This is a genomic window from Caulobacter sp. GW821-FHT10A10, assembly GCF_059415745.1.
In genome coordinates this window covers 468671-487918 of sequence record NZ_JBWKNV010000004.1, presented here as the reverse complement: position 1 = coordinate 487918, position 19248 = coordinate 468671, and the positions used below count along the sequence as shown (strand labels likewise).

General features: G+C 69.5%; 13 protein-coding genes. 5 read left to right on the top strand and 8 right to left on the bottom strand.

What is annotated here, in order from left to right; genetic code table 11:
* Positions 1–76 precede the first annotated feature (76 nt).
* Positions 77–2974 carry a TonB-dependent receptor gene (locus AC07NS_RS14190; protein WP_494604190.1) on the top strand — a complete coding sequence of 966 codons (2898 nt, stop codon included), beginning with the start codon at positions 77–79 and terminating at the stop codon, positions 2972–2974.
* 173 nt (positions 2975–3147) lie between these two features.
* On the top strand, positions 3148–4407 hold the full coding sequence (locus AC07NS_RS14185; protein WP_494604188.1) for a histidine-type phosphatase: 1260 nt from the start codon (positions 3148–3150) through the stop codon (positions 4405–4407).
* Positions 4408–4593: 186 nt separating this feature from the next.
* Here the strand turns inward: AC07NS_RS14185 and AC07NS_RS14180 are convergent, their stop codons facing one another.
* The 3 genes from AC07NS_RS14180 to AC07NS_RS14170 are packed head-to-tail and all read right to left on the bottom strand — an operon-like array spanning position 4594 to position 8770.
* Entirely contained in the window at positions 4594–6147 is a 1554-nt protein-coding gene (locus AC07NS_RS14180) for a DHA2 family efflux MFS transporter permease subunit (RefSeq protein ID WP_494604186.1), read from the bottom strand.
* Positions 6148–6182: 35 nt separating this feature from the next.
* Entirely contained in the window at positions 6183–7325 is a 1143-nt protein-coding gene (locus tag AC07NS_RS14175) for an HlyD family secretion protein (RefSeq protein ID WP_494604184.1), read from the bottom strand.
* Positions 7326–7348: 23 nt separating this feature from the next.
* On the bottom strand, positions 7349–8770 hold the full coding sequence (locus tag AC07NS_RS14170; RefSeq protein WP_494604182.1) for an efflux transporter outer membrane subunit: 1422 nt from the start codon (positions 8768–8770) through the stop codon (positions 7349–7351).
* Between the two features lie 145 nt (positions 8771–8915).
* On the opposite strand from AC07NS_RS14170, the gene AC07NS_RS14165 reads away from it, so the two are divergent.
* The 3 genes from AC07NS_RS14165 (at position 8916) to AC07NS_RS14155 (ending at position 10608) form a co-directional block, all read left to right on the top strand.
* Positions 8916–9530 (top strand): TetR/AcrR family transcriptional regulator, encoded by a 615-nt coding sequence (locus tag AC07NS_RS14165; RefSeq protein WP_494604180.1) that lies wholly within the window; start codon positions 8916–8918, stop codon positions 9528–9530.
* 72 nt (positions 9531–9602) lie between these two features.
* Complete coding sequence (locus tag AC07NS_RS14160; RefSeq protein ID WP_494604178.1) at positions 9603–10091, top strand: hypothetical protein; 489 nt, start codon at positions 9603–9605, stop codon at positions 10089–10091.
* Between the two features lie 37 nt (positions 10092–10128).
* On the top strand, positions 10129–10608 hold the full coding sequence (locus AC07NS_RS14155) for an SEL1-like repeat protein (RefSeq protein ID WP_494604176.1): 480 nt from the start codon (positions 10129–10131) through the stop codon (positions 10606–10608).
* Here the strand turns inward: AC07NS_RS14155 and AC07NS_RS14150 are convergent.
* From AC07NS_RS14150 to AC07NS_RS14130, 5 genes are all read right to left on the bottom strand, one after another.
* Complete coding sequence (locus AC07NS_RS14150) at positions 10605–11237, bottom strand: isochorismatase family protein (protein ID WP_494604173.1); 633 nt, start codon at positions 11235–11237, stop codon at positions 10605–10607. The two genes, AC07NS_RS14155 and AC07NS_RS14150, sit on opposite strands and share 4 nt — an antisense overlap.
* 187 nt (positions 11238–11424) lie before the next feature.
* Entirely contained in the window at positions 11425–12618 is a 1194-nt protein-coding gene (locus tag AC07NS_RS14145) for a CaiB/BaiF CoA transferase family protein (RefSeq protein ID WP_494604172.1), read from the bottom strand.
* A 12-nt stretch (positions 12619–12630) separates the two neighbouring features.
* Positions 12631–14514, bottom strand: a complete 1884-nt coding sequence (locus tag AC07NS_RS14140; protein WP_494604171.1) for a hydantoinase B/oxoprolinase family protein — start codon at positions 14512–14514, stop codon at positions 12631–12633.
* 3 nt (positions 14515–14517) lie between these two features.
* Positions 14518–16575 carry a hydantoinase/oxoprolinase family protein gene (locus AC07NS_RS14135; protein ID WP_494604170.1) on the bottom strand — a complete coding sequence of 686 codons (2058 nt, stop codon included), beginning with the start codon at positions 16573–16575 and terminating at the stop codon, positions 14518–14520.
* A gap of 129 nt (positions 16576–16704) precedes the next feature.
* Positions 16705–19188, bottom strand: coding sequence for a TonB-dependent receptor (locus AC07NS_RS14130; protein WP_494604168.1), 2484 nt, complete (start codon positions 19186–19188; stop codon positions 16705–16707).
* Positions 19189–19248: the final 60 nt, after the last annotated feature.

Below are 19248 nucleotides of genomic sequence, written 5' to 3'. Positions count from 1 at the left end.
ACTGTCCTGACAGGCGGGGCGCCAGCGTCTTTCCCGCCGAAGCCGGCCTTACGCCGCGCGAACTCGGGGATAGACGATGACCTTCAAGACCTGGCTCGGTACGGCCTCGGCCGTGGCTCTGCTTTCGGGCGGCTCGGCGCTGGCCGCGCCGGCGCCCAAGCCGGCCCTGGCCATCCCGGCCGGCGACCTGTCGACGGCCCTGCCGGCCTTTTCGCGCGCCACCGGCCTGCAGGTGCTGGCCGACCCGGCCCTGCTGGCGGGCAAGCGCACCGCCGGCGTGCGCGGCGAGGTCGACGCCGAGAGCGGTCTGGCCCAACTGTTGCGCGGCACCGGCCTGACCTATGTGCGCAACGGCGGCGCGGCGGTGCTGCGTCCGGCCGCCCAGAAGATCTCGACCGCCCCGGCTCCGGTCGCCCGCGCCGAGGCCGCGTCGGCTCCGGCCGCCGCCGAGCCGGTCGCCGAGGAGCCCGCCACGGTCGAGGAGATCGTCGTCACCGGCGGTTTCGCCAGCTCGCTCGCCCGGGCGCTCGCCGACAAGCGCAAGGCCGCCAACGTCGTCGACGCCATCTCGGCCGAGGACATCGGCAAGTTCCCGTCCAACAACATCGCCGAGGCCCTGCAACGGGTGCCCGGCGTGGCCATCACCCGCGATCGCGGCGAGGGCCTGTTCGTCCGCGTCCGGGGTCTCGGTCCCAACTTCCAGATCGTCACCCTGAACGGCCGCAGCGCCGCGGTGAACGAGAACATGCGCGACAGCGGCCAGAGCGGCCGCCAGTTCCGCTTCGACACCCTGCCGTCCGAGCTGGTGGCTGGCGTCGAGGTGGGCAAGACCCCGCTGGCCTCGCTGGACGAGGGCGCGATCGGCGGCGTGGTCGACATCAAGACCTTTCGCCCCCTGACCCTGGGCAAGAACACCATGGCCGCCTCGGTGACGGCCAGCCATCCGGAACTGGCCGGCAAGACCGATCCGCGCGCCTCGGGCCTGATCAGCTGGGTCAATGACGACAAGAGCTTCGGCGCGCTGCTGGCCCTGGTCTACGACCAGCGCACCCTGCGCCAGGACCGCGTCACGGGCGTGGGCTGGAGCTATGTCGACACCTCCACGACCCTGGGCAAGAGCCTGGCGGCGCAGGGGATCAGCCTCTATCCGACCGCCATCCGCCCGACCCTCGAGCGCGAGGATCGCGAGCGCAAGGGCCTGGTGTTCTCGGCCCAGTACCGGCCGACCGACGCTACCGAGATCACCTTCGACGCCAGCTACACCCACCTCGACGACCACTATGACGAGCTGACCTATTCGGTCGACCAGACGGTCTCGACCCTGGTCGCCGGCACGGCGGTGGTGCGCGACGGCGCCCTCGTGGGCGGTACGGTCACCTCGACCAGCCAGATCGGCCGCGAGGTCAGCGACCTGGCGCACGACAACCTGATGCTGGCCGTCAACGGCAAGCAGCGGATCGGCGAATGGACCTTCTCGGGCGACGCGGCCTACGCCCGCGCCTATTCGGAGACCTCCAAGCCGATCACCCGCACGCGCCTGCTGGGCTCGATCGGCCAGACGACCTTCAACATGACCAAGGCCGACGACGAGGAACTGCCGAGCGTGTCGTTCGCGACGGCCAACCTCTCCAACCCCTCGCTGCTGCCGTTCCGCCGCATCGAGTGGCGCGTCAACGACTCGCTGGACCTGGAGAAGGCCCTGCAGGCCGACGCCGAGCGTCCGGTCGAATGGGGGCCGTTCAACCGCATCGCCTTTGGCGTGAAGTTCCGCGAACGCGAGCGCACCTATAATCGCGCCGACATCAACTACACGACCAACCTGGCCAACAAGTACTTCGACGCCAGCTACTTCGAGGCCTTCCCGGTCAGCGACTTCCTCGGCGGGGTGGGTGGAAACCTGCCGCGCACCTGGGTCATGCCCAACCCCGAGAAGTTCTGGGCCCTGGCCGACAAGAGCCAGCTGGGCACGGCGCGCGCCGACAAGCGCAACTCCTACTTCGTGTCGGAAGAGATCCTGGCGGGTTACGCCCTGACCGATCTCGACACCAAGGTCGCCGACCTTCCGCTGCGCGGCGAGATCGGCGTGCGCGTGGCCAACACCAAGCAGGTCTCGGCCGGCCACGCCGACAACGGCACGACCGCCGTGCCGGTGCGCTACGAGAAGAGCTACACCGACGTGCTGCCGACGGCCAACTTCGCCCTCGACATCACCGACACCCTGCAGGCCCGCGTCGCCGTGGCCAAGGTGATCACCCGTCCGTCGCTGGCCGATCTGGCCCCGCGCCTGACGCTGAACTCCTCGGGCACGGTGCTGACGGCCGTCGGGGGCAATCCGGAGCTGAAGCCGTTCGAGGCCTGGCAGTACGACGCCACGCTGGAATGGTACTTCGCCCCCGGCAGCGCCCTGATCGCCGGCGCCTTCTACAAGGACATCACCACCTTCGTTTACAGCCAGAAGACCAACATCGTGGTCGACGGCCAGACCTACCAGCTGACCTCGCCGACCAACGGCGGCGAGGCCACCATCAAGGGCGTGGAGCTGGCCTACCAGCACCTGTTCAAGAACCTGCCCGCGCCGTTCGACGGCCTCGGCTTCCTGGCCAACTACACTTACACCGACACCGAGGCGACCTACTCGGCGACGCTGAAGGACCAGATGGTCAACGTCGCCAAGAACAGCTTCAACCTGACCGGCTTCTACGAGAAGGACCGCATCGCGGCCCGGGCCAGCTACAGCTGGGTGGACGACGTGTTGCAGGACGTCGGCGGGGCGGGCCTGTCGGCCCTCAACGACGCGGCCTTCGGCTCGCTCGACGCCAGCGTCAGCTACAAGATCACCCCGCAGATCACGGCCGCCATCGAAGGCCAGAACCTGACCGACGCGGCCCAGTGGCAGTTCGTGAAGGGCGGCTGGTTCGGCGGCTACACCAAGTACGGCCGCACGGTGAGCTTCGGCCTGCGGGCCAAGTTCTAAGGCTGATTGCTCCGTTCACGGAGTTCTGTCGCGCCCCGGCTGCTTTTCCTGGCGGCCGGGGCGGCGATCCCGACTTTCCGGAGGCGACGCCCCTTGCGCTCCTCCGTTCCGATCCCCTTGACTGGCCCGCGCGATTCCGCCGTGCGGGCCGTTTTTTCGTTCTGGGAGTTCCGATGCGGCTGCTTGCCCGCCTCTTCGCCGCCGCGCTGACCGTCAGCGTCGCCGCGCCCGCCGCCGCCCAGCAGTCCGGTGACACCCTGGAGAAGGTGGTGATCCTCAGCCGCCACGGCGTGCGGGCGGCGATGTCGAGCCCCGAGCGGCTGGAGACGGCCACCGCCAAGCCCTGGCCGCGCTTCGGCGTGCCGCCGGGCCATCTGACGGCCAACGGCGGCGCGCTTTCGACCTTGTTCGGCAGCTATTACCGCCAGCTCTACGTCAAGCAGGGCCTGCTGGCCGGCGCCGACTGCGGCGCGGTCTATTACTGGGCCAATGTCACCCAGCGCACGATCGCCACGGCCAAGGGCCTGGGCGAGGGGCTGTCGCCGGGCTGCGCCGTCGACGTTCACACGGTGGGCGAGGGCAAGATCGATCCGATGTTCGAGCCGGTGAAGGCCGGCGTCGCCAAGCCCGACCTCGCCCTGGCGCGGGCGTCCGTCGCCGGCCGGGTGGGGGGCAGCCTCGCGGCCTGGAGCGCCAGCCACGCCGACGCCATCGCCAGCCTCGACGAACTCTTGATGCAGTGCGACGCCGCCCCGTGCCCCAAGGCCGCCGGCAAGCGCCGCGTCTATGACGAGGCCCCGGCCTTCCTCGACGACGCCGACGAGACGGTGGGCATCGCCGGTCCGGAAGCTTTCGCCTCGGGCGTCACCGAGAGCCTGCTGATGGCCTGGGCCGACGGCCAGGACTTCGCGAGCCTGGGCTGGAAGGGCCTGAATGATGCCTCGCTGCTGCGGGTCTTCCCGCTGCACCAGGCCGAGTTCGACCTGCGCCTGCGTTCGCACGAAGTGGCCCGGACGGGCGCCGGCCATCTGGCCTCGCGCATCCTGGCGACTCTTGAGACCAAGCCCGGCAGGGACGCGCTTGGCGAGCCCAATTCCAAGATGGTGGTGATCGTCGGCCACGACGGCACCCTGGCCATGCTGGGCGGGCTGCTCGGTCTGGAATGGGCCGCGCCGGGCTATCAGCCCAACCAGATCGCGCCGGGCGGCAACCTGGTGTTCGAACGCTGGAAGCGCGCCGACGGCGTGCGGGTGATCCGCGTGCGCTACGCGGTGCAGAGCCTGTCGCAGTTGCGCGAGAAGAAGGCCCTGACGCTGGCGGCCCCGCCGGAAGCCTCGCCGATCTTCGTGCCGGGCTGCAGTCGGGCGGGGGCGGGCTATGACTGTCCGGTGGACGGTTTTGCGAAGGTCGTTAAGGGGGCGGTGGCCCGCTAACCCCAATCTCCCGTCATTCCCGCCCTTGTGGCGGGAACCCCTGGTTCCGCTTCCACGTGAGACGCAAGCGGCGTGCTTAGCACGCCGCCCCACCTGCACCTGCGGCTGAAAGAGGGTTTCCCGCCACAAGGGCGGGAATGACGGGAGTATGGGTTGGAGAGCGACCTTCGCCGCTCCCCCTTCGATCTAGTGCACCGCCGACGTATCCGCGACCCGCGTCGGCTTGGGAGCCAGCCAGACGATCAGGGCGGCGACCACGAACAGCACGGCCATGGCCATGAACACCTGGTTGGTGGCCAGCATGACGCCCTGGCTCTGGACCATGTTGTCCAGCGTGCCGCGCGCCTGTTCGGGCGTCAGGCCAACGCCTTGCAACTGGTCCATCGTCGATTGCGCGCCGTTCAGCACGCCCGACAGTTCGTTGTGGTTGCGGCTGGCGCCGTCGGCCCACACCGTGGTCACCACCGAGGTGGCGAAGGCCCCCGACAGCGTGCGGCAGAAGTTCATCAGGCCGGCGGCGCTGGCGGTCTCCTCGACCCGGACGCTGGCCAGGGCCAGGGCGGTCACGGGGACGAAGAAGAACGGCATGCCGAAGCCCTGGAACAGCAGCCAGTGGGCGATGTCGAAATAGCCCATCTGCTGGTTGGCCTGCGCCCGGAAGAAGGTCATGAAGGCCATCCACATCAGGCCCAGGAACACCAGCCGGCGGGCGTCGAGCTTGGCCGACAGGCCGGCTGCCAGCGGCGCGACCATGACGGCCGTGACGCCCAGCAGGGCCGAGACGTAACCGGCCCAGGTGGCCGTGTAGCCCATGTTCTGCTGCAGCCAGAGCGGGTTCAGCACATTGATGCCGAAGAAGGCCCCGAAGGCGACGCTTAGGGTTATGACCGCCGCGGTGTAGCCGCGATGGCGGAAGACCCGCAGGTCGACGATCGGGTTCTGCTCGGTCAGCTCCCAGATCAGGAAGGCGACGAAGCCGACGGCGGCGACCAGGGCCAGGCCGATGATCAGCGGCGAGGCGAACCAGTCGTGCTCCTTGCCCAGGTCGAGCATGATCTGCAGCGCGCCTACCCAGACGACCAGCAGGCCAAGGCCCACCAGGTCGACCTTCGCCTTGGCCAAGGGCGTCTCGTGACCCTTCAGCAGGTTCCAGGCGAACCAGGCGCAGGCGATGGCGATCGGCACGTTGATCCAGAAGATGAAGGCCCAGCCGACGCTGTCGCACAGCGCCCCGCCCAGGATCGGCCCGAGGATCGGGGCGACCAGGGTGGTCATGGCCCAAAGGCCCGTCGCCGCGGCGGCGTGCTTCTTGGGGAAGACGCGCAGCAGCAGGGTCTGGGACAGCGGCATCAGCGGGCCGCCGCAGGCGCCCTGCAGGATGCGGAACAGCACCAGCAGGCCCAGAGACGGCGCAAGACCGCACAGGAACGAGAAGATCCCGAACCCGATCATGCCGAAGACGAACACCCGCACCGCGCCGAAACGGGCCGAAAGCCAGCCGGTCAGCGGCACGACCACGGCCTCGGCCACGGCGTAGGAGGTGATGACCCAGGTGCCCTGGCTCGGCGAGACGCCCAGGGCGCCGGCGATGTTCGACACCGAGACGTTGGCGATGGTGGTGTCGAGCACCACCAGGAAGTTGGCGGCGGCCAGGATCAGGCCGGCGAAGATCATCGCCGGCCCGCTGAGCGGCGCGGGTTCGGAGGCCGCCCGTGCGGGGGCGGCTTGAGCGCTGGCCATGACGGCTGTCCTTGCTCGGAAAGACTAGGTGCGGATCAGCCGCGGGTGTCGATCGTGGCCTTCATCGACAGGCCCACGCGCAGCGGGTGGGCCTTGAGGTCGGCCGGGTCGATGGCGACGCGGACGGGCAGGCGCTGCACGACCTTGATCCAGTTGCCGGTGGCGTTCTGGGCCGGGATCAGGGCGAAGGCCGCGCCGGTGCCGCCCGACAGGCCGGCGACCTTGCCGTGGTACTTCACCGAGCCGCCGTAGAGGTCGGCTTCCAGTTCGACCGGCTGGCCGATCTTGACCTTGCGCAGCTGGCCTTCCTTGAAGTTGGCGTCGACATAGGCCGCGCCGATCGGAACGACCTGCATCACCGGCGAGCCGGCGGCGACGCGCTGGCCGATCTGGACGTTGCGCTTGGCCACGACGCCGTCGATCGGCGCGCGGATGACGGTGCGCGACAGGTCCAGCTGGGCCTGCTCGACCTTGGCGCGGGCGGCGGCGACTTCCGGATTGGCGTCGACGCTGGCGCCGGCGGTCAGCACGGCGTTGGCGGCCAGAGAGCCGGCGGCGGCGGCGCGGTTGGCCTGGGCCTGGGCCTGCGAGGCCTTGGCCGAGGCGAAGGCGGCCTGGGCGTTGGCATAGGCGTTCTGGGCGCGGGTCAGTTCGTCGCCCGAGACGGCACCGGTGGCGGCCAGGGCCTTGCGGCGGTCCAGATCGACGCGGGCGCGCTCGAGGTCGGCCTGAGCCGAGGTCAGGCTGGCGGCGGCGCGGGCCTGGTCGGCGTCGCGGGCGGCGATCTGGGCGGCCAGGCTCTGGTCGGTGGCGAGATAGCCGCGCACCCGGCGCTCGGCGCGGGAGAGGTCGGCTTGAGCCGAGGCGAGCGCGATGCGGGCGTCGCTGTCGTCGAGGGTGACCAGCACGTCGCCCTGCTTGACCACCTGGGTCTCGTGGACGGCGACGCTGCGCACCGGACCGCCGACCAGCGGGGTCACCTGGGCGGTGTCGGCGCCGACATAGGCGTTGTCGGTCTCGACGTGGTGCGAGCCCACGAGAACGTAGTAGGCGCCATAGCCGGCGCCGGCGACGACGATGACGGCGGCGAGGCCGGCGAACAGCTTCTTGCGCTTGGCGGTCGCGGCCTTCTTGGAGGCGGCGGCTTGGACTTCAGCGGAGGCTTCGGAATCGAACATTGGGGGATGCTCCGGGAAACGGGTCAGGCGGCGCGGTAGCCGCCGCCGAGGGCGCGCACGAGCGCCACGTCGAGGGTGAAGGCGCGGGTCTCGAGGTCGGCGAGGGTCCGCTGGTTGGCGATCAGGGCGTCCTCGGCGGTGAGGACGTCGAGGTAGGTGGCGAGCCCGCCGCGATAGCGCTGCAGGGCGATGTCGTGGGCGGCCGAGGAGGCTTCGACGGCCTTGCGGCTTTCACCCAGGCGGGCGTCGAGGGCGCGGGCGCTGACGGCGGCGTCGGCGACGTCCTTCAGGGCCTGCGACAGGGCGCCGTTGTAGCTGGCGACGGCGGCGTCGTAGTCGGCCGCGGCCCCGCGATAGCCGGCCCGCAGGGCGCCGCCCTGGAAGATCGGCAGGCGGATAGCAGGACCGAACGAGCCGATGCGCGAGCCGCTGTTGGTCAACATGTCCAGGCCCAGCGACTGCTGGCCGAAATAGGCCGAGAGGTCGACATTGGGGTAGAACTCGGCCTTGGCCTTCTTGACGCTCTGGGCGGCGGCCTCGGCCCGCAGGCGGGCGGCGGCGACGTCCGGGCGGCGGCCGATCAGGTCGGCCGACAGGTTCTGCGGGAGACCAAAGGCCTTCAGGGCGCCGACCTTCGGACGCTCCAGCGACAGGCCCCGGTCGGGACCGGCGCCGAGCAGGGCGGCCAGGCGGTTGCGGGTTAGGCCGACGGCTTCGTCCGAGGCGGCCAACTGGGCGCGGGCCGAGGCCAGGGCGGCCTTCGACTGCTCGGCCGAGCCCTGGTTCTCCAGGCCGTTGGCGGCGCGGTCGGCGGTCAGCTGGGCCGTCTGTTCACGGGTCTTCACCGCATCGGCGGCCGCGTCGCGGTCGGCGAACAGTTGGGCGAGGTCGGCATAGGCGGCGGCGACATTGGTCGACAGCACCAGACGCGTCTCGGCGGCTTCGGCCTGCGCGGCCTTGGCCTGCGAGGTGGCGGCGGCCAGGGCGGCGCGGTTCTTGCCGAAGAAGTCGAGCTCCCAGGCGAAGTCCAGCGTCGCGCGGCCGCTGTCGTTGTAGCCCTTGGGCACGTACGCGGCCGGGAAGCCGTTGTGGTAGCTCTGCTTGACCGAGGCGTAGTTGGCGTTGGCCGACAGGCTGGGCAGCGTGGCCGAACGGGCCTGGCCGGCGAGGGCCTCGGCCTTGGCGACGCGGGCCTGGGCGGCGGCCAGGTCGGGCGAGCCGGCCAGGGCCTCTTCGATCAGGGCGTCAAGCTGGGCGTCGCCATAGGCGGCCCACCAGCGGTCGGTCGGCCAGTCGGAAGCAGGGGCGGCCAGGCTTTGCTGCGATGCATAGGCGTCGGGGGCCTTGATCGCCTGGGCGGGCGGCAGGGTCGGCACGGCCGCGCAACCCGCCAGGGCCGAGGTCGCGAGCAGCGCCGCGAGGGTAGTCTTAAGGGGGAGGGACAAGTGGGCCATCGAATTGCTCGATATCAAACCGTACAGGACGGTCTAAATATAACTTGACGTGACGGCGTCAAGCGAAAAGTGTACACATCGGTCCAGAAAACGGCTGGGCCGTGTAGCCGGGTCGATCGGGGGGAGAGGAGAGCGCGTGCGCGTCAAGACCGAGGAGAAGCGGAAGTGCATCCTGGAGGCCGCCAAGGCGGTGTTCCTGGAGCGCGGATTCCTGGGCGCCAGCATGGCCGAGGTGTCGGCCCGGGCCGGCGGCTCGAAGCAGACGCTCTACAGCTACTTCGCTTCGAAGGACGACCTCTTCGTCGCCACCATGCTGGAGAAGGGGACCCAGATCATCGATCCGGTGTTCGCCACCTTCGAGACCGAGGACGAGCTGCGCCCGGCCCTGAACCGCTTTGGCCGCGCCTTCCTGACGTTCATCGCTAGCGAGGAGGTCATGGCCTTCCGGCGGATGATCATCGCCGAGGGCGCGCGCTCCAACCTGGGCAAGCTGTTCTTCGAGAACGGCCCCAAGCGCGGCTGGGCCAAGATGACCGTCCGCTTCGAATGGTTCATGGACCAGGGCAAGATGCGGCGGGTCGACCCCTGGCGGGCCGCCATGCATTTCCAGGCTCTGTGCGAGGCCGGACCGTTCTATCGCCTGCTGGAAGGCGTCCTGAAGGAGCTTCCCCCGGCGCTGGTCGACGAGACGGTCGACGCCGCCGTCGACGTCTTCATGCGCGCCTATGGCGTGGAGCCTGCCAAGGCCTGACGCGCGGTTGCGCATCGCGCGTTCTGAGCTAGTCTTGCACCCAAGAGTTGTTCTGGCGTGCGGAGGCTGACCTTGTCGAACGGGATCGCGCGGACGGTCGTCCTTGTCCTCGCCGTGGCCGCCCTGGGCGCCTGCGCCAACTCGCAACAGGCGCGGCTGGCCAGCCTTGGTCCCTTGCAGACGGCGCTGACGACTTCGCCGGAGGAGCTGCGCGCGCGGGCCGATCGCAACGACGCCTCGGCCCAGCTGAGCCTGTCGCTGCTCTACGAATACGGCCAGGGCGGCGTCGAGCGCGACCCGGTCGAGGCCTATCGCCTTCGCAAGGCGGCCACGGCGTCGCGCGGGTCGATGCCGATCACCACCTACATCGCCGGCCTGAACGGCAAGCCTGGACGGGTCTCGATGATCTTCGTGCCGCGCTACGACGTCGCGCCGTTCCAGGCGACGATCAATCTCGCCTGCTCCCAGGCCCTGGCCCAGAACGATCGCTCGCCCGAAGCGGTTGGGGCGTGCGGGGGCGAGGCGAACTACGCCGAGCTGGCGGCCCGCTGGCGGCGCTGAGGCGCGTCAATTCAGAAAAAGAAAGGGGAGGAAAGCCTTGTCGAAGACGGTCATGTCCATCGCGGCGCTGCTCGCGACCACGACGCTGCTGGCGGCCTGCGCTACGGCCCCCGAGGACCGGCGGGCCGAACTGGAGCCGCTGAAGCTGGCGCTGACCACCTCGCCCCAAGAGCTACAAGATCGCGCCGCCGGCCCCAGCGCCAAGGTCCAGCTGGCCCTGGCGCTGCTCTACGAGACCGGCCGCGGCGTCGAGCGAAATCCGGTCGAGGCCGCCCGCCTGCGCAAGGCGGCGACGGCTTCGCGCGGGCGCTGGCCGGCCTTCGAGCGCGGCCCGCTGGATCCGCCGGGCGGGAATTTCGCCCCGGAAGCCTCGCCGCGCTACGATATCGTGGAGCCCCAGGTCGCCGCCAACCGCGCCTGCGCCAAGGTTCTGGCCGCGGGCGACCGCTCGGCCAAGGCGGTCGAGGCCTGCGGCGGCCAGGCCAGCTACGCCGAGCTGGCGGCGCTCTGGCGCTAGGCCGTCGTGCCGGCGATCAGCTCCAGCGCGTCGGCTTCCGACACCACCTCGGCGTATTTGGCCTGCAGGTCGAAGAGGTTGGCTTCCTGCACCCGTTCGTCGCGGTCGCCGGAGGCTTCGCGCACCACGAACGGGATGAAGCCGTGCTGGAGCGCGTCGAGCGCGCTGGCCCGCACGCAGCCGCTGGTCGAGAAGCCGCCCATGATCACGGTGTCGACGCCCATGGCCCGCAGGGTCGAGGCCAGAGGCGTGCCGAAGAAGGCCGAGGCGTACTGCTTGGACAGCACGATCTCGCCCTCGATCGGGGTGATCTCCTTGGGGAAGGCGCCCAGCGGCGAGCCTTCCTGGAAGGCCTTCAGGGCCGGCACCTTGCGATAGAACACCCCGCCGTCGCGGCCGCCGACGCCGGCCTGGTAGACGACGTTGGTCAGGATCACCGGAATGCCGGCCTTGCGCGCGGCCTGCAGCAGCCGGGCGTTGCTGGCCAGAGCGTCTTCGACGCCGGCGTACAGCGGCGAGTCCGGCAGCAGATAGGCGTCGACCACGTCGATGATCAGCAGGGCCGGGCTCTTGCCGAAGGCCAGGCGACCGCCGAAGCCGGCCTTGTGGTAGTCTTCGTTGAGGTCCATCTCGCACTCCGTTCGTCCGGCGTGGGACGACTAGCTCAAATCCAAAAGACAATGTCATCCCGGCCGTAGCGAAGCGGAGCGCCGGGATCTCCCACGGCAGCCGTACCGGAACCGTGGGAGATCCCGGCTCTACGGCGCGTTGCGCCTTCGGCCGGGATGACAATCAAGAGGGAGGGCAGAGGCGGTCCTAGACCACCCCCTGCTCGGCGAACGCCTTCAGCTCGCTCTCGCTCACCCCCAGCTCGCTCCACACCGCCGCATTGTCCTGGCCCACCGCCTGCGAGGCGATGGCGCGGACGACGCCGGGGGTCTTGGAGAGCTTGGGCATGACGTTCTGCATCGGCAGTTCGCCCCAGCGCGGGTGGTCGAGCGTGACGATCGACTCCCGGGCCGCGAAGTGCGGATCGGCCAGCATCTCGGGCGCGCGATAGATCTTCCCGGCCGGCACGCCGGCCTCGATCATCTTGGCCTCGACCTCGTCGACCGTCAGGGTCTTGGTCCACTCTTCGATGAGGGCGTCCAGCGCCTTCATGTTGCGGCCGCGGTTGACGTGGTTGACGTAGTCCGGGTGCTGGGCGAGCTCGGGCTGGCCCATGGCCTTGCACAGGCGGCCGAACACCGTGTCCTGGTTGGCGGCGATCAGATAGTCGCCGTCCTTGCAGTGATAGACGTTCGACGGCGCGATGCCGGGCAGCACCGAGCCCGAGCGCTCGCGGATGTAGCCCATGACCTTGTAGTCGGGGACCAGGCTTTCCATGACCTGCAGCACCGCCTCGTAGAGCGAGCTGTCGACCACCTGGCCTTCGCCCGTCTTGTCGCGGTGGCGCAGGGCCGCCAGGGCGCCGAGGCACCCGTAGGTCGCCGCCAGGGCGTCGCCGATCGAGATGCCCATGCGCGAGGGCGCGCGGTCGGGGTCGCCGACGATGTGGCGCCAGCCGCCCATGGCCTCGCCGATGCCGCCGAAGCCGGCGCGGTCGGCATAGGGACCGGTCTGGCCGTAGCCCGACACCCGCACGATGATCAGGCCCGGGTTCTCGGCGTGCAGGACTTCGGGGCTCAGGCCCCAGCCCTCCAGCGTGCCCGGACGGAAGTTCTCGATCAGGATGTCGGCGGTGGCGATCAGCTTGCGGGCCAGGGCCTGGCCTTCCGGCACGCGCAGATTGGCCGAGACCGTGCGCTTGTTGCGGGCCACGACCTCCCACCACAGCGGATAGTCGCCGCGGCCCCAGTCGCGCATCGGGTCGCCCTTGCCGGGCGGCTCGATCTTGATGACGTCCGCGCCCATGTCGCCCAGCAGTTGGCCGCAGAATGGACCAGCGATCAGCTGGCCCATCTCGACGACGCGCAGGCCCTTCAGGGGACCCGTGTTTTCAACCGTCATGACGCTTGCGACCTATTCCGCGGCCAGGGCCAGCGGCGCGTTGCGCCACACGGGCGGACGCGGGGCGGGCAGGCCCGTCTCGGCCAGGCAGTTGGCGCGCAGGGTCTCGAGCGACGGACCACGATCGAAGACCTCCAGCGGGCCGCGCTCGGACCGGATCTTGGCGCGCAGGGCCTCGGTAGCCGCCGCATCGACCTTGCCGGCGCCGTCCAGCACCACGCCGAAACGCTTGGCGCCCTCGACGCTGACCAGGCCGCGCGAGACTTCCAGCTCGACCAGTTCGACCTCGCGCTCCAGCGGGTCGCCCCAGCCGCCGCCGCCCCAGGTGACGAAGTGCAGCAAATCACCCTTGTCGACCTGGATCCCGTCGCACTTGGAGGGCAGGGCGATGCTCTCGCCATTGGCCTTGTCCAGGCGCTTCCACGAGCGGGCGCCAGGGGCGCCGCCGTTGACGCCCCACGGCGGCACGAACCAGCGGTCGTCGTGGATGGCGATCGTCCCGGCTTCCGTGAACCTGTAGGTCATGTGGATGCCGTTGCCGCCCCGGAAGCGCCCGGCGCCGCCGCTGTCGGCCACGCTTTCGTAGCGCTCGATGACCATCGGGAAGTAGCGCTCGAGGAACTCGTTCGGAACGTTGGTGAAGCCCGGCCACAGCGAGTGACCGTCGGCGCCGTCGCCGAACGGACGGCCCGGAATGCCGCCGAAGCCGATCTGGAACAGCTGGAACCACTCGCCCTTGCCGTCGAAGCCCGAGAACATCAGGTGCGGCGAGCTCGAGAAGCCGGCGGCGCACAGGAATTCCGGGGTCTTCTGGCCGAGCAGAGCGCCCAGCACGTCGAAGATGCGGCCCAGGGCATGGGTGCGGCAGGACAGGGCGGCCGGGAACTTCGGCTTCAGCAGGCTGCCTTCCGGGATCCGCACGTCGACGAGGTCGTAGAAGCCGTCGTTGAACAGGATCTGCGGGTCGAAGACCATGATCATGTAGATGCCGAAGAACATCTTGAACATGTTCTCGTTCAGCAGGAAGTTGATCGAGCTTTCCGACTGCGGATCGGTGCCGTCGAAATCGAGAATGACCTTCTCGCCTTCGCGCCACATGGTGCACTTGATCTTGAACGGACCAGCGCCCTTGCCGTCGTCGCAGATGTAGTCCTCGAACGACACCGGCTGTTCGCCGATCGCCGTCGAGATCAGGTGGGCCATGGCGCGATGGTTGCGGGCCAGAAGCTCGGTCAGGGCCGAGTTGAAGACGTCGTCGCCGAAGCGCTCGCAGATCTCGACCACCCGGCGGCCGGCCACGCGGCACGAGGCGACGATGGCGTGCAGGTCGGCCTTGAACCACTCGGGCATGCGCGACTGGTGGGCGGCGATGCGGACGATGTCGCTCTGCAGCTCGCCCTTGCGGTAGAGCTTCACGGGCGGCAGGCGGAAGCCTTCCTCGAAGATCGAGTTGGCGTCGGTGGGCAGCGAGCCGGGCACCTTGCCGCCGACGTCGGTCATGTGGCCGAACATCGCCGACCAGGCGATCAGCCGGCCGTCGCGGAAGATCGGCGCGATGCACAGCTGGTCCGAGGTGTGGCTGATGGCGCCTTCGACCGAGTAGGGGTCGTTGACGAGGATGATGTCGCCTTCCTCGATGTCGCCGTCATAGCCCTTGAGGAAGCCGTCGATGAACGAGCCGAACTGGCCGACCACCATCTTGCCGTCGCGGTCGGCGATCAGCGGGAAGGCGTCGCCCTGTTCGCGGATGCCGGGCGACAGCGCGGTGCGGAACAGGGTGGCGTCCATCTCGACGCGGGCGTTACGCAGGGCGTTCTCGATGATGTCGAGCGTCACCGGATCGACGGCGACCTTGCCGAAGGGCGTGGAATTGGTTTCCAGGATGCGCGCGGGCATGGCTCAGCCCTCCTTGGTCGGGTTGATCAGGATGACGCCGTAGACGTCGACGACGGCTTCGCAGTCGGGCAGCACCAGGGTGGTCGAATCCATCTCGGTGATGATCGCCGGACCCGGGATGCGGTCGCCGGCGCGGAGCTTGGAGCGGTCATAGATGACGGCCGGCTTCATGCCGCCGTCGGCCCAGACCTCGTGGTCGCGGATCTTGGCGCGCGAGGGATCGCCGTCGCCTTTCTCGATCTCGAGCGTCGGGATTTCCTGGACCTTGCCCACGGCCACGGCGCGCAGGTTCACGAACTCATGCTCGGCGTCCATGTTGAACGTGAACAGGCGGCGGTGCTCTTCGTCGAAGGCGGCCGCCAGGCGGGCCAGGCCGCCGGCGTTCAGCATGTCCAGGGTCACGACCATCGGCACTTCGAAGGCCTGGCCGTGATAGCGGATGTCGATCTCGAAGCTGGTCTCGATCTCGGCGTCGGCGACGCCGTCGGCCTTGAGCGTGGCGCGGATCTGCGCGTCCATCTCGTTGAAGAACGACAGCACCTCGGTCTCGGTCGCCGCCGAGATCCGCTTGGAATAGGAGCGGGCGGTCTCGGTGCGCATGCGGGTCGTGGCGTCGCCCAGGGCGCAGAGCACGCCCGGCGAGACCGGCGACACGGCCGGCCACGAGCCCATCAGCTTGGCGACGGCATTGACGTGCAGGGGACCGGCGCCGCCGAAGCCCATCAGGGCGAAGTCGCGCGGGTCGTAGCCCTGCTGCACCGAGATCATGCGCAGCGCGCCGAACATGTTCTCGTTGACGATGTCGATGATGCCGCGGGCGGCCTCATAGAGGTCGATGCCCAGGGCGTCGGCGATGGTCTGCACCGCCGTGCGGGCCGCTTCGCGATCCAGCTTGAAGGCCCCGCCCAGCAGGTCTTCGGGCAGATAGCCGAGCACGACGTTGGCGTCGGTGACGGTGGGGGCCGTGCCGCCCTTGCCATAAGCGGCCGGACCCGGCGCGGCGCCGGCCGACTCGGGGCCGACGCGCAGGGCGCGGGTCAGCTCCGGCACCTTGGCGATCGAGCCGCCGCCGGCGCCGACCGTCTTCACGTCCAGCGACGAGGCGCGGACGGTCAGGTGGCCGACGTCGGTGGTGCGCACGCGGCGCGGCTCGCCGTTCTCGATCAGGGCCACGTCGGTCGAGGTGCCGCCGACATCGAGCGTCAGGATGTTCTTCAGGCCCGAGTTGCGAGCCACCCACAGGGCGCCGGTCACGCCGCCGGCCGGGCCGGACATCAGCAGGCTGACGGGATGCTCTTCGGACTTCTCCGACGACATCAGGCCGCCGTCCGAACGCAGCAGGGCGATGCGGCCCTGCATGTCCAGGCCGCGCAGCTTGTCGCGCAGGTTCTTGACGTACTTGGAGACGACCGGGCGGACCGAGGCGTTGGCGACGGTGGTCAGGGTGCGCTCGTATTCCTGCATCTCCGGCAGGACCTCGTGCGACAGCGAAACCAGCACGCCCGGCAGGATCTCGGCGGCCAGTTCGGCCACGCGGCACTCGTGCGAACCGTTCAGGTAGGCGTTCATCAGGGCGATGGTCACCGCCTCGACGCCTTGCTCTTTCAGCTTGGTCAGCTGGGCGCGGGCGTCGACCTCGTCGAGCGGGCGGATCTCCTTGCCCGAGGCGTCGATGCGGCCCTTGATCTCGACCGTGTCTTCCAGCTTCGCCAGCGGTTCGGGCTTGGGCCAGATGATCCAGGCGGCCAGACCGCCCGGCACCAGCGAGCGGGCGATCTGCATCACCTGGTGGTAGCCCTCGGTGGTCACCAGGCCGACGCGGGCGCCCTTGCCCTCGAGCACGGCGTTGGTGGCCACGGTGGTGCCGTGCAGGAAGACGTCGACGTCCGACGGCTTGACCCCGGCCTTCTCGCAGACCGCGTTGACGCCGGTCATCACGCCGACCGAGCTGTCATGCGGGGTCGACGGCGTCTTGTGCCGCCAGAAGTCGCCCGTCGCCTCGTTCAGCAACAGCAGGTCGGTGAAGGTCCCGCCTACGTCCACGCCCAATCGGTAAGCCATCGTCAGCCTCTTTGCTGGCGCGCCAACATCCCCCCAGGGCGGCGGCGCGACGCCTATTCGGGCGACATTCCCCCGATCGGGCGGCGCGCGCCGGATCGGGGGAGGGGTTTCACCGCTGTGCGGGCGCCATCAGAACTTCACGGCGAGCTCCACGCCCCAGGTCGCGCCGGCGGCGGGCGAGACGAAGCTGCCGCCGAACTCCGGCGCCGGGATCACCTCGGCGGCGTAGTCCTCGTCGAGCACGTTCTTGCCGAAGGCCGTCAGGCTCCAGGCGTCGGCCTCGACCCCGGCCCGCAGGTCCAGCGTCGTGTAGGCGTCGCGGCGGGACTTGGCGTAGTTGGCCCGGCCCAGAGCGCCATAGCTCAGCTCGAAGACGGTGGGGTTGTCCTGGTCCTGCACGATGTGGAACCAGGTCGGTCCCGTGCCGCGCACGTCGGCCCGCAGGTGCAGCGACAGGTTCTGCGGCAGCGGGTGGGTGTAGTCGGCCGCCAGGTTCCAAGTGTAGCGCGGCGTGTAGGGCGACTCGTTGCCGACGGTGTCGGGCCGCACCGAGTTCTTGCGGATCTCGCTGTCGGTATAGGCGCCCGAGGCCTCGAGGATCAGGTTCGAGCTGGCCTTGAACCGGAGGCCCAGCTCCGCGCCCTTGATCCGCACCTCGTCGATGTTGGACACCACGCGCAGCAGGCCGAACGGACCGACGAAGAACTCGAAGAACTGCATGTCGTCGACGTCGGTCTGGTAGGCGGCGGCGTCCACGGTCAGGCGACCGTCGAACATCCGGCCCTTGGCCCCGATCTCGAAGCTCTTGGAGACTTCCTTGTCGAAGTCGTCGCGGATGGTCACCGGCTTGTAGCCGGCCGCCGTGCGCACCGGGTTGATGAACAGGTTCACGGTCGCGGCGCTGCCCTGGCTGTTGAAGCCGCCCGACTTGAAGCCGACGCCCCAGTCTCCGTAGAGGGTCCAGTCGTCGCTGGCCTTCCAGCGCAGGGCGATCTTGGGCTGCAGCTGGTCGTAGGTCTTCTTCTGGTCCTTGATGCCGCCGGGATTGATCGTGGTGTCGAGGCCGGGGTTCAGGGCCGCGCCGCCGGTATAGGCCGGGCCGTCGAAGTCGATGTACTTGGTGCGCGCGGCGGTCGGCACGAGGTTGTGGACCTTGCGCTCCTCGCGGTCATAGCGCAGGGCCAGCGAGCCTTCGAGGCCGGGCGCGAAATCATAGGCTAGCTGGCCGAACACCGCGGCCACGTCGCTCTTGAAGTCGTCCCAATAAAGCTGCTCGGTCGAATAGGCCGAGGACGAGGGCACGTAGAGCGACCGCGGAATCTCGCCGCCGCCGTCCAGGCCCGTGGCCACGCCGACCTCGCGGTCGATGTGCAGGGCGTAGGCCCCGACCATCCAGCGCAGGGCCTGATCCGAACGCGAGGTCAGGCGCAGCTCGCCCGACAGGTCGCTCTGGTCGCGCTTCTGGTACTGGTAGCCGTCGCAGGTGGTGGGCGTGTAGGGGCCGAAGAACGAGCCGGCCGCCGTGGTCCCCAGGTACTGAGGCGAGGGCAGGGTGACGCCCTCGGCGTTCAGCGCCGCGATCGAGGCCGCGCAACTGGCGCTGGCGTTGAAGAAGCCGAACGAGGCCGAGGTGCCGTCGGCGACCAGGTCGTTATCGATGTCGGAATAGAGCGTCCAGCCCGTCAGGGTGGCGAAGCCGAGGTCACGCTCCAGCTTGGCCGACACCTCGAAGGCCTCCTGCCGGTTGGTGTGCTGCACGTTGTTCTGGAAGACGAAGTCGTGGTCGTTGACGTCCTCGTAATAGGACGGCGTCGCCAGCACCGAAGCGAACGAGGGCAGGGCGAAGACGGCGTTGTAGGCGATCGAGCCGGCGGTCAGTCGGCCGTAGCGGGCCTTGAGGTCGAGCTTGGTCTTCTCGTCCAGCCGCGCCACCAGGCGGCCGTTCAGATTGTAGCCGCGATAGCGGTCGACGGCGCCGTCGCTGAACTGGCTGTCGTAGAAGCCGTCGGTGCGCCGCCAGTCGGCCGACAGGCTGCCGACCAGCTTGTCGGTGAGCGGTCCGGCCACCCGCAGGTCGCCGGCGTAGCTCTTGCGGTTGCCGGCGCTGAGCTTGGCCGAGCCTTCGAACTCGTCGCCCGGCTCGACGGTGGAGACGATGATCGCCCCGGCGGCGGCGTTGCGGCCGTAGACCGCGCCCTGCGGGCCCTTCACCACCTCGATCTGGCGCAGGTCGGAGAATTCGCGGTTGAAGGCGGCGGGGTTGGCCATCTGCACGCCGTCGACGACGAAGGCGAACGAGGCCTGGGCGTCACGGGCGCCGTTGACGCCGCGGATGTTGACCTGGGCGTCGCCCTGTTCGGCGGCCTGCACCAGGCTGACGCCAGGGGTCAGGGCCACGAAGTCGGCGGCGCGGGCCACCCCGGCGGCTTCCAGCGTCGACTGGCCCAGAGCGGTGACGGCGGCGGGCACGTCGCGCAGGTTCTCGGCCCGCTGGCGGGCGGTGACCACCACTTCCTCGACGGCGGTGTCCTGGGCGGACGCGGCGCCGGCCCAGGCCAGGGCCAGCAGCGATACGCCGGCGTAGGCGGCGAGTGTTCCAGCAGCAGTTTTCATTGATCAGCTCCCCTCGTTGATCGTGGGAGCTTGCGCCGCGTACCGACGTTCGCTGCGCGG

Coding starts and splice junctions, on each gene's coding strand:
- AC07NS_RS14190 (WP_494604190.1), top strand. CDS start 77: ATGACCTTCAAGACCTGGCTCGGTACGGCCTCGGCCGTGGCTCTGCTT.
- AC07NS_RS14185 (WP_494604188.1), top strand. CDS start 3,148: ATGCGGCTGCTTGCCCGCCTCTTCGCCGCCGCGCTGACCGTCAGCGTC.
- AC07NS_RS14180 (WP_494604186.1), bottom strand. CDS start 6,147: ATGGCCAGCGCTCAAGCCGCCCCCGCACGGGCGGCCTCCGAACCCGCG.
- AC07NS_RS14175 (WP_494604184.1), bottom strand. CDS start 7,325: ATGTTCGATTCCGAAGCCTCCGCTGAAGTCCAAGCCGCCGCCTCCAAG.
- AC07NS_RS14150 (WP_494604173.1), bottom strand. CDS start 11,237: ATGGACCTCAACGAAGACTACCACAAGGCCGGCTTCGGCGGTCGCCTG.
- AC07NS_RS14145 (WP_494604172.1), bottom strand. CDS start 12,618: ATGACGGTTGAAAACACGGGTCCCCTGAAGGGCCTGCGCGTCGTCGAG.
- AC07NS_RS14140 (WP_494604171.1), bottom strand. CDS start 14,514: ATGCCCGCGCGCATCCTGGAAACCAATTCCACGCCCTTCGGCAAGGTC.
- AC07NS_RS14135 (WP_494604170.1), bottom strand. CDS start 16,575: ATGGCTTACCGATTGGGCGTGGACGTAGGCGGGACCTTCACCGACCTG.
- AC07NS_RS14130 (WP_494604168.1), bottom strand. CDS start 19,188: ATGAAAACTGCTGCTGGAACACTCGCCGCCTACGCCGGCGTATCGCTG.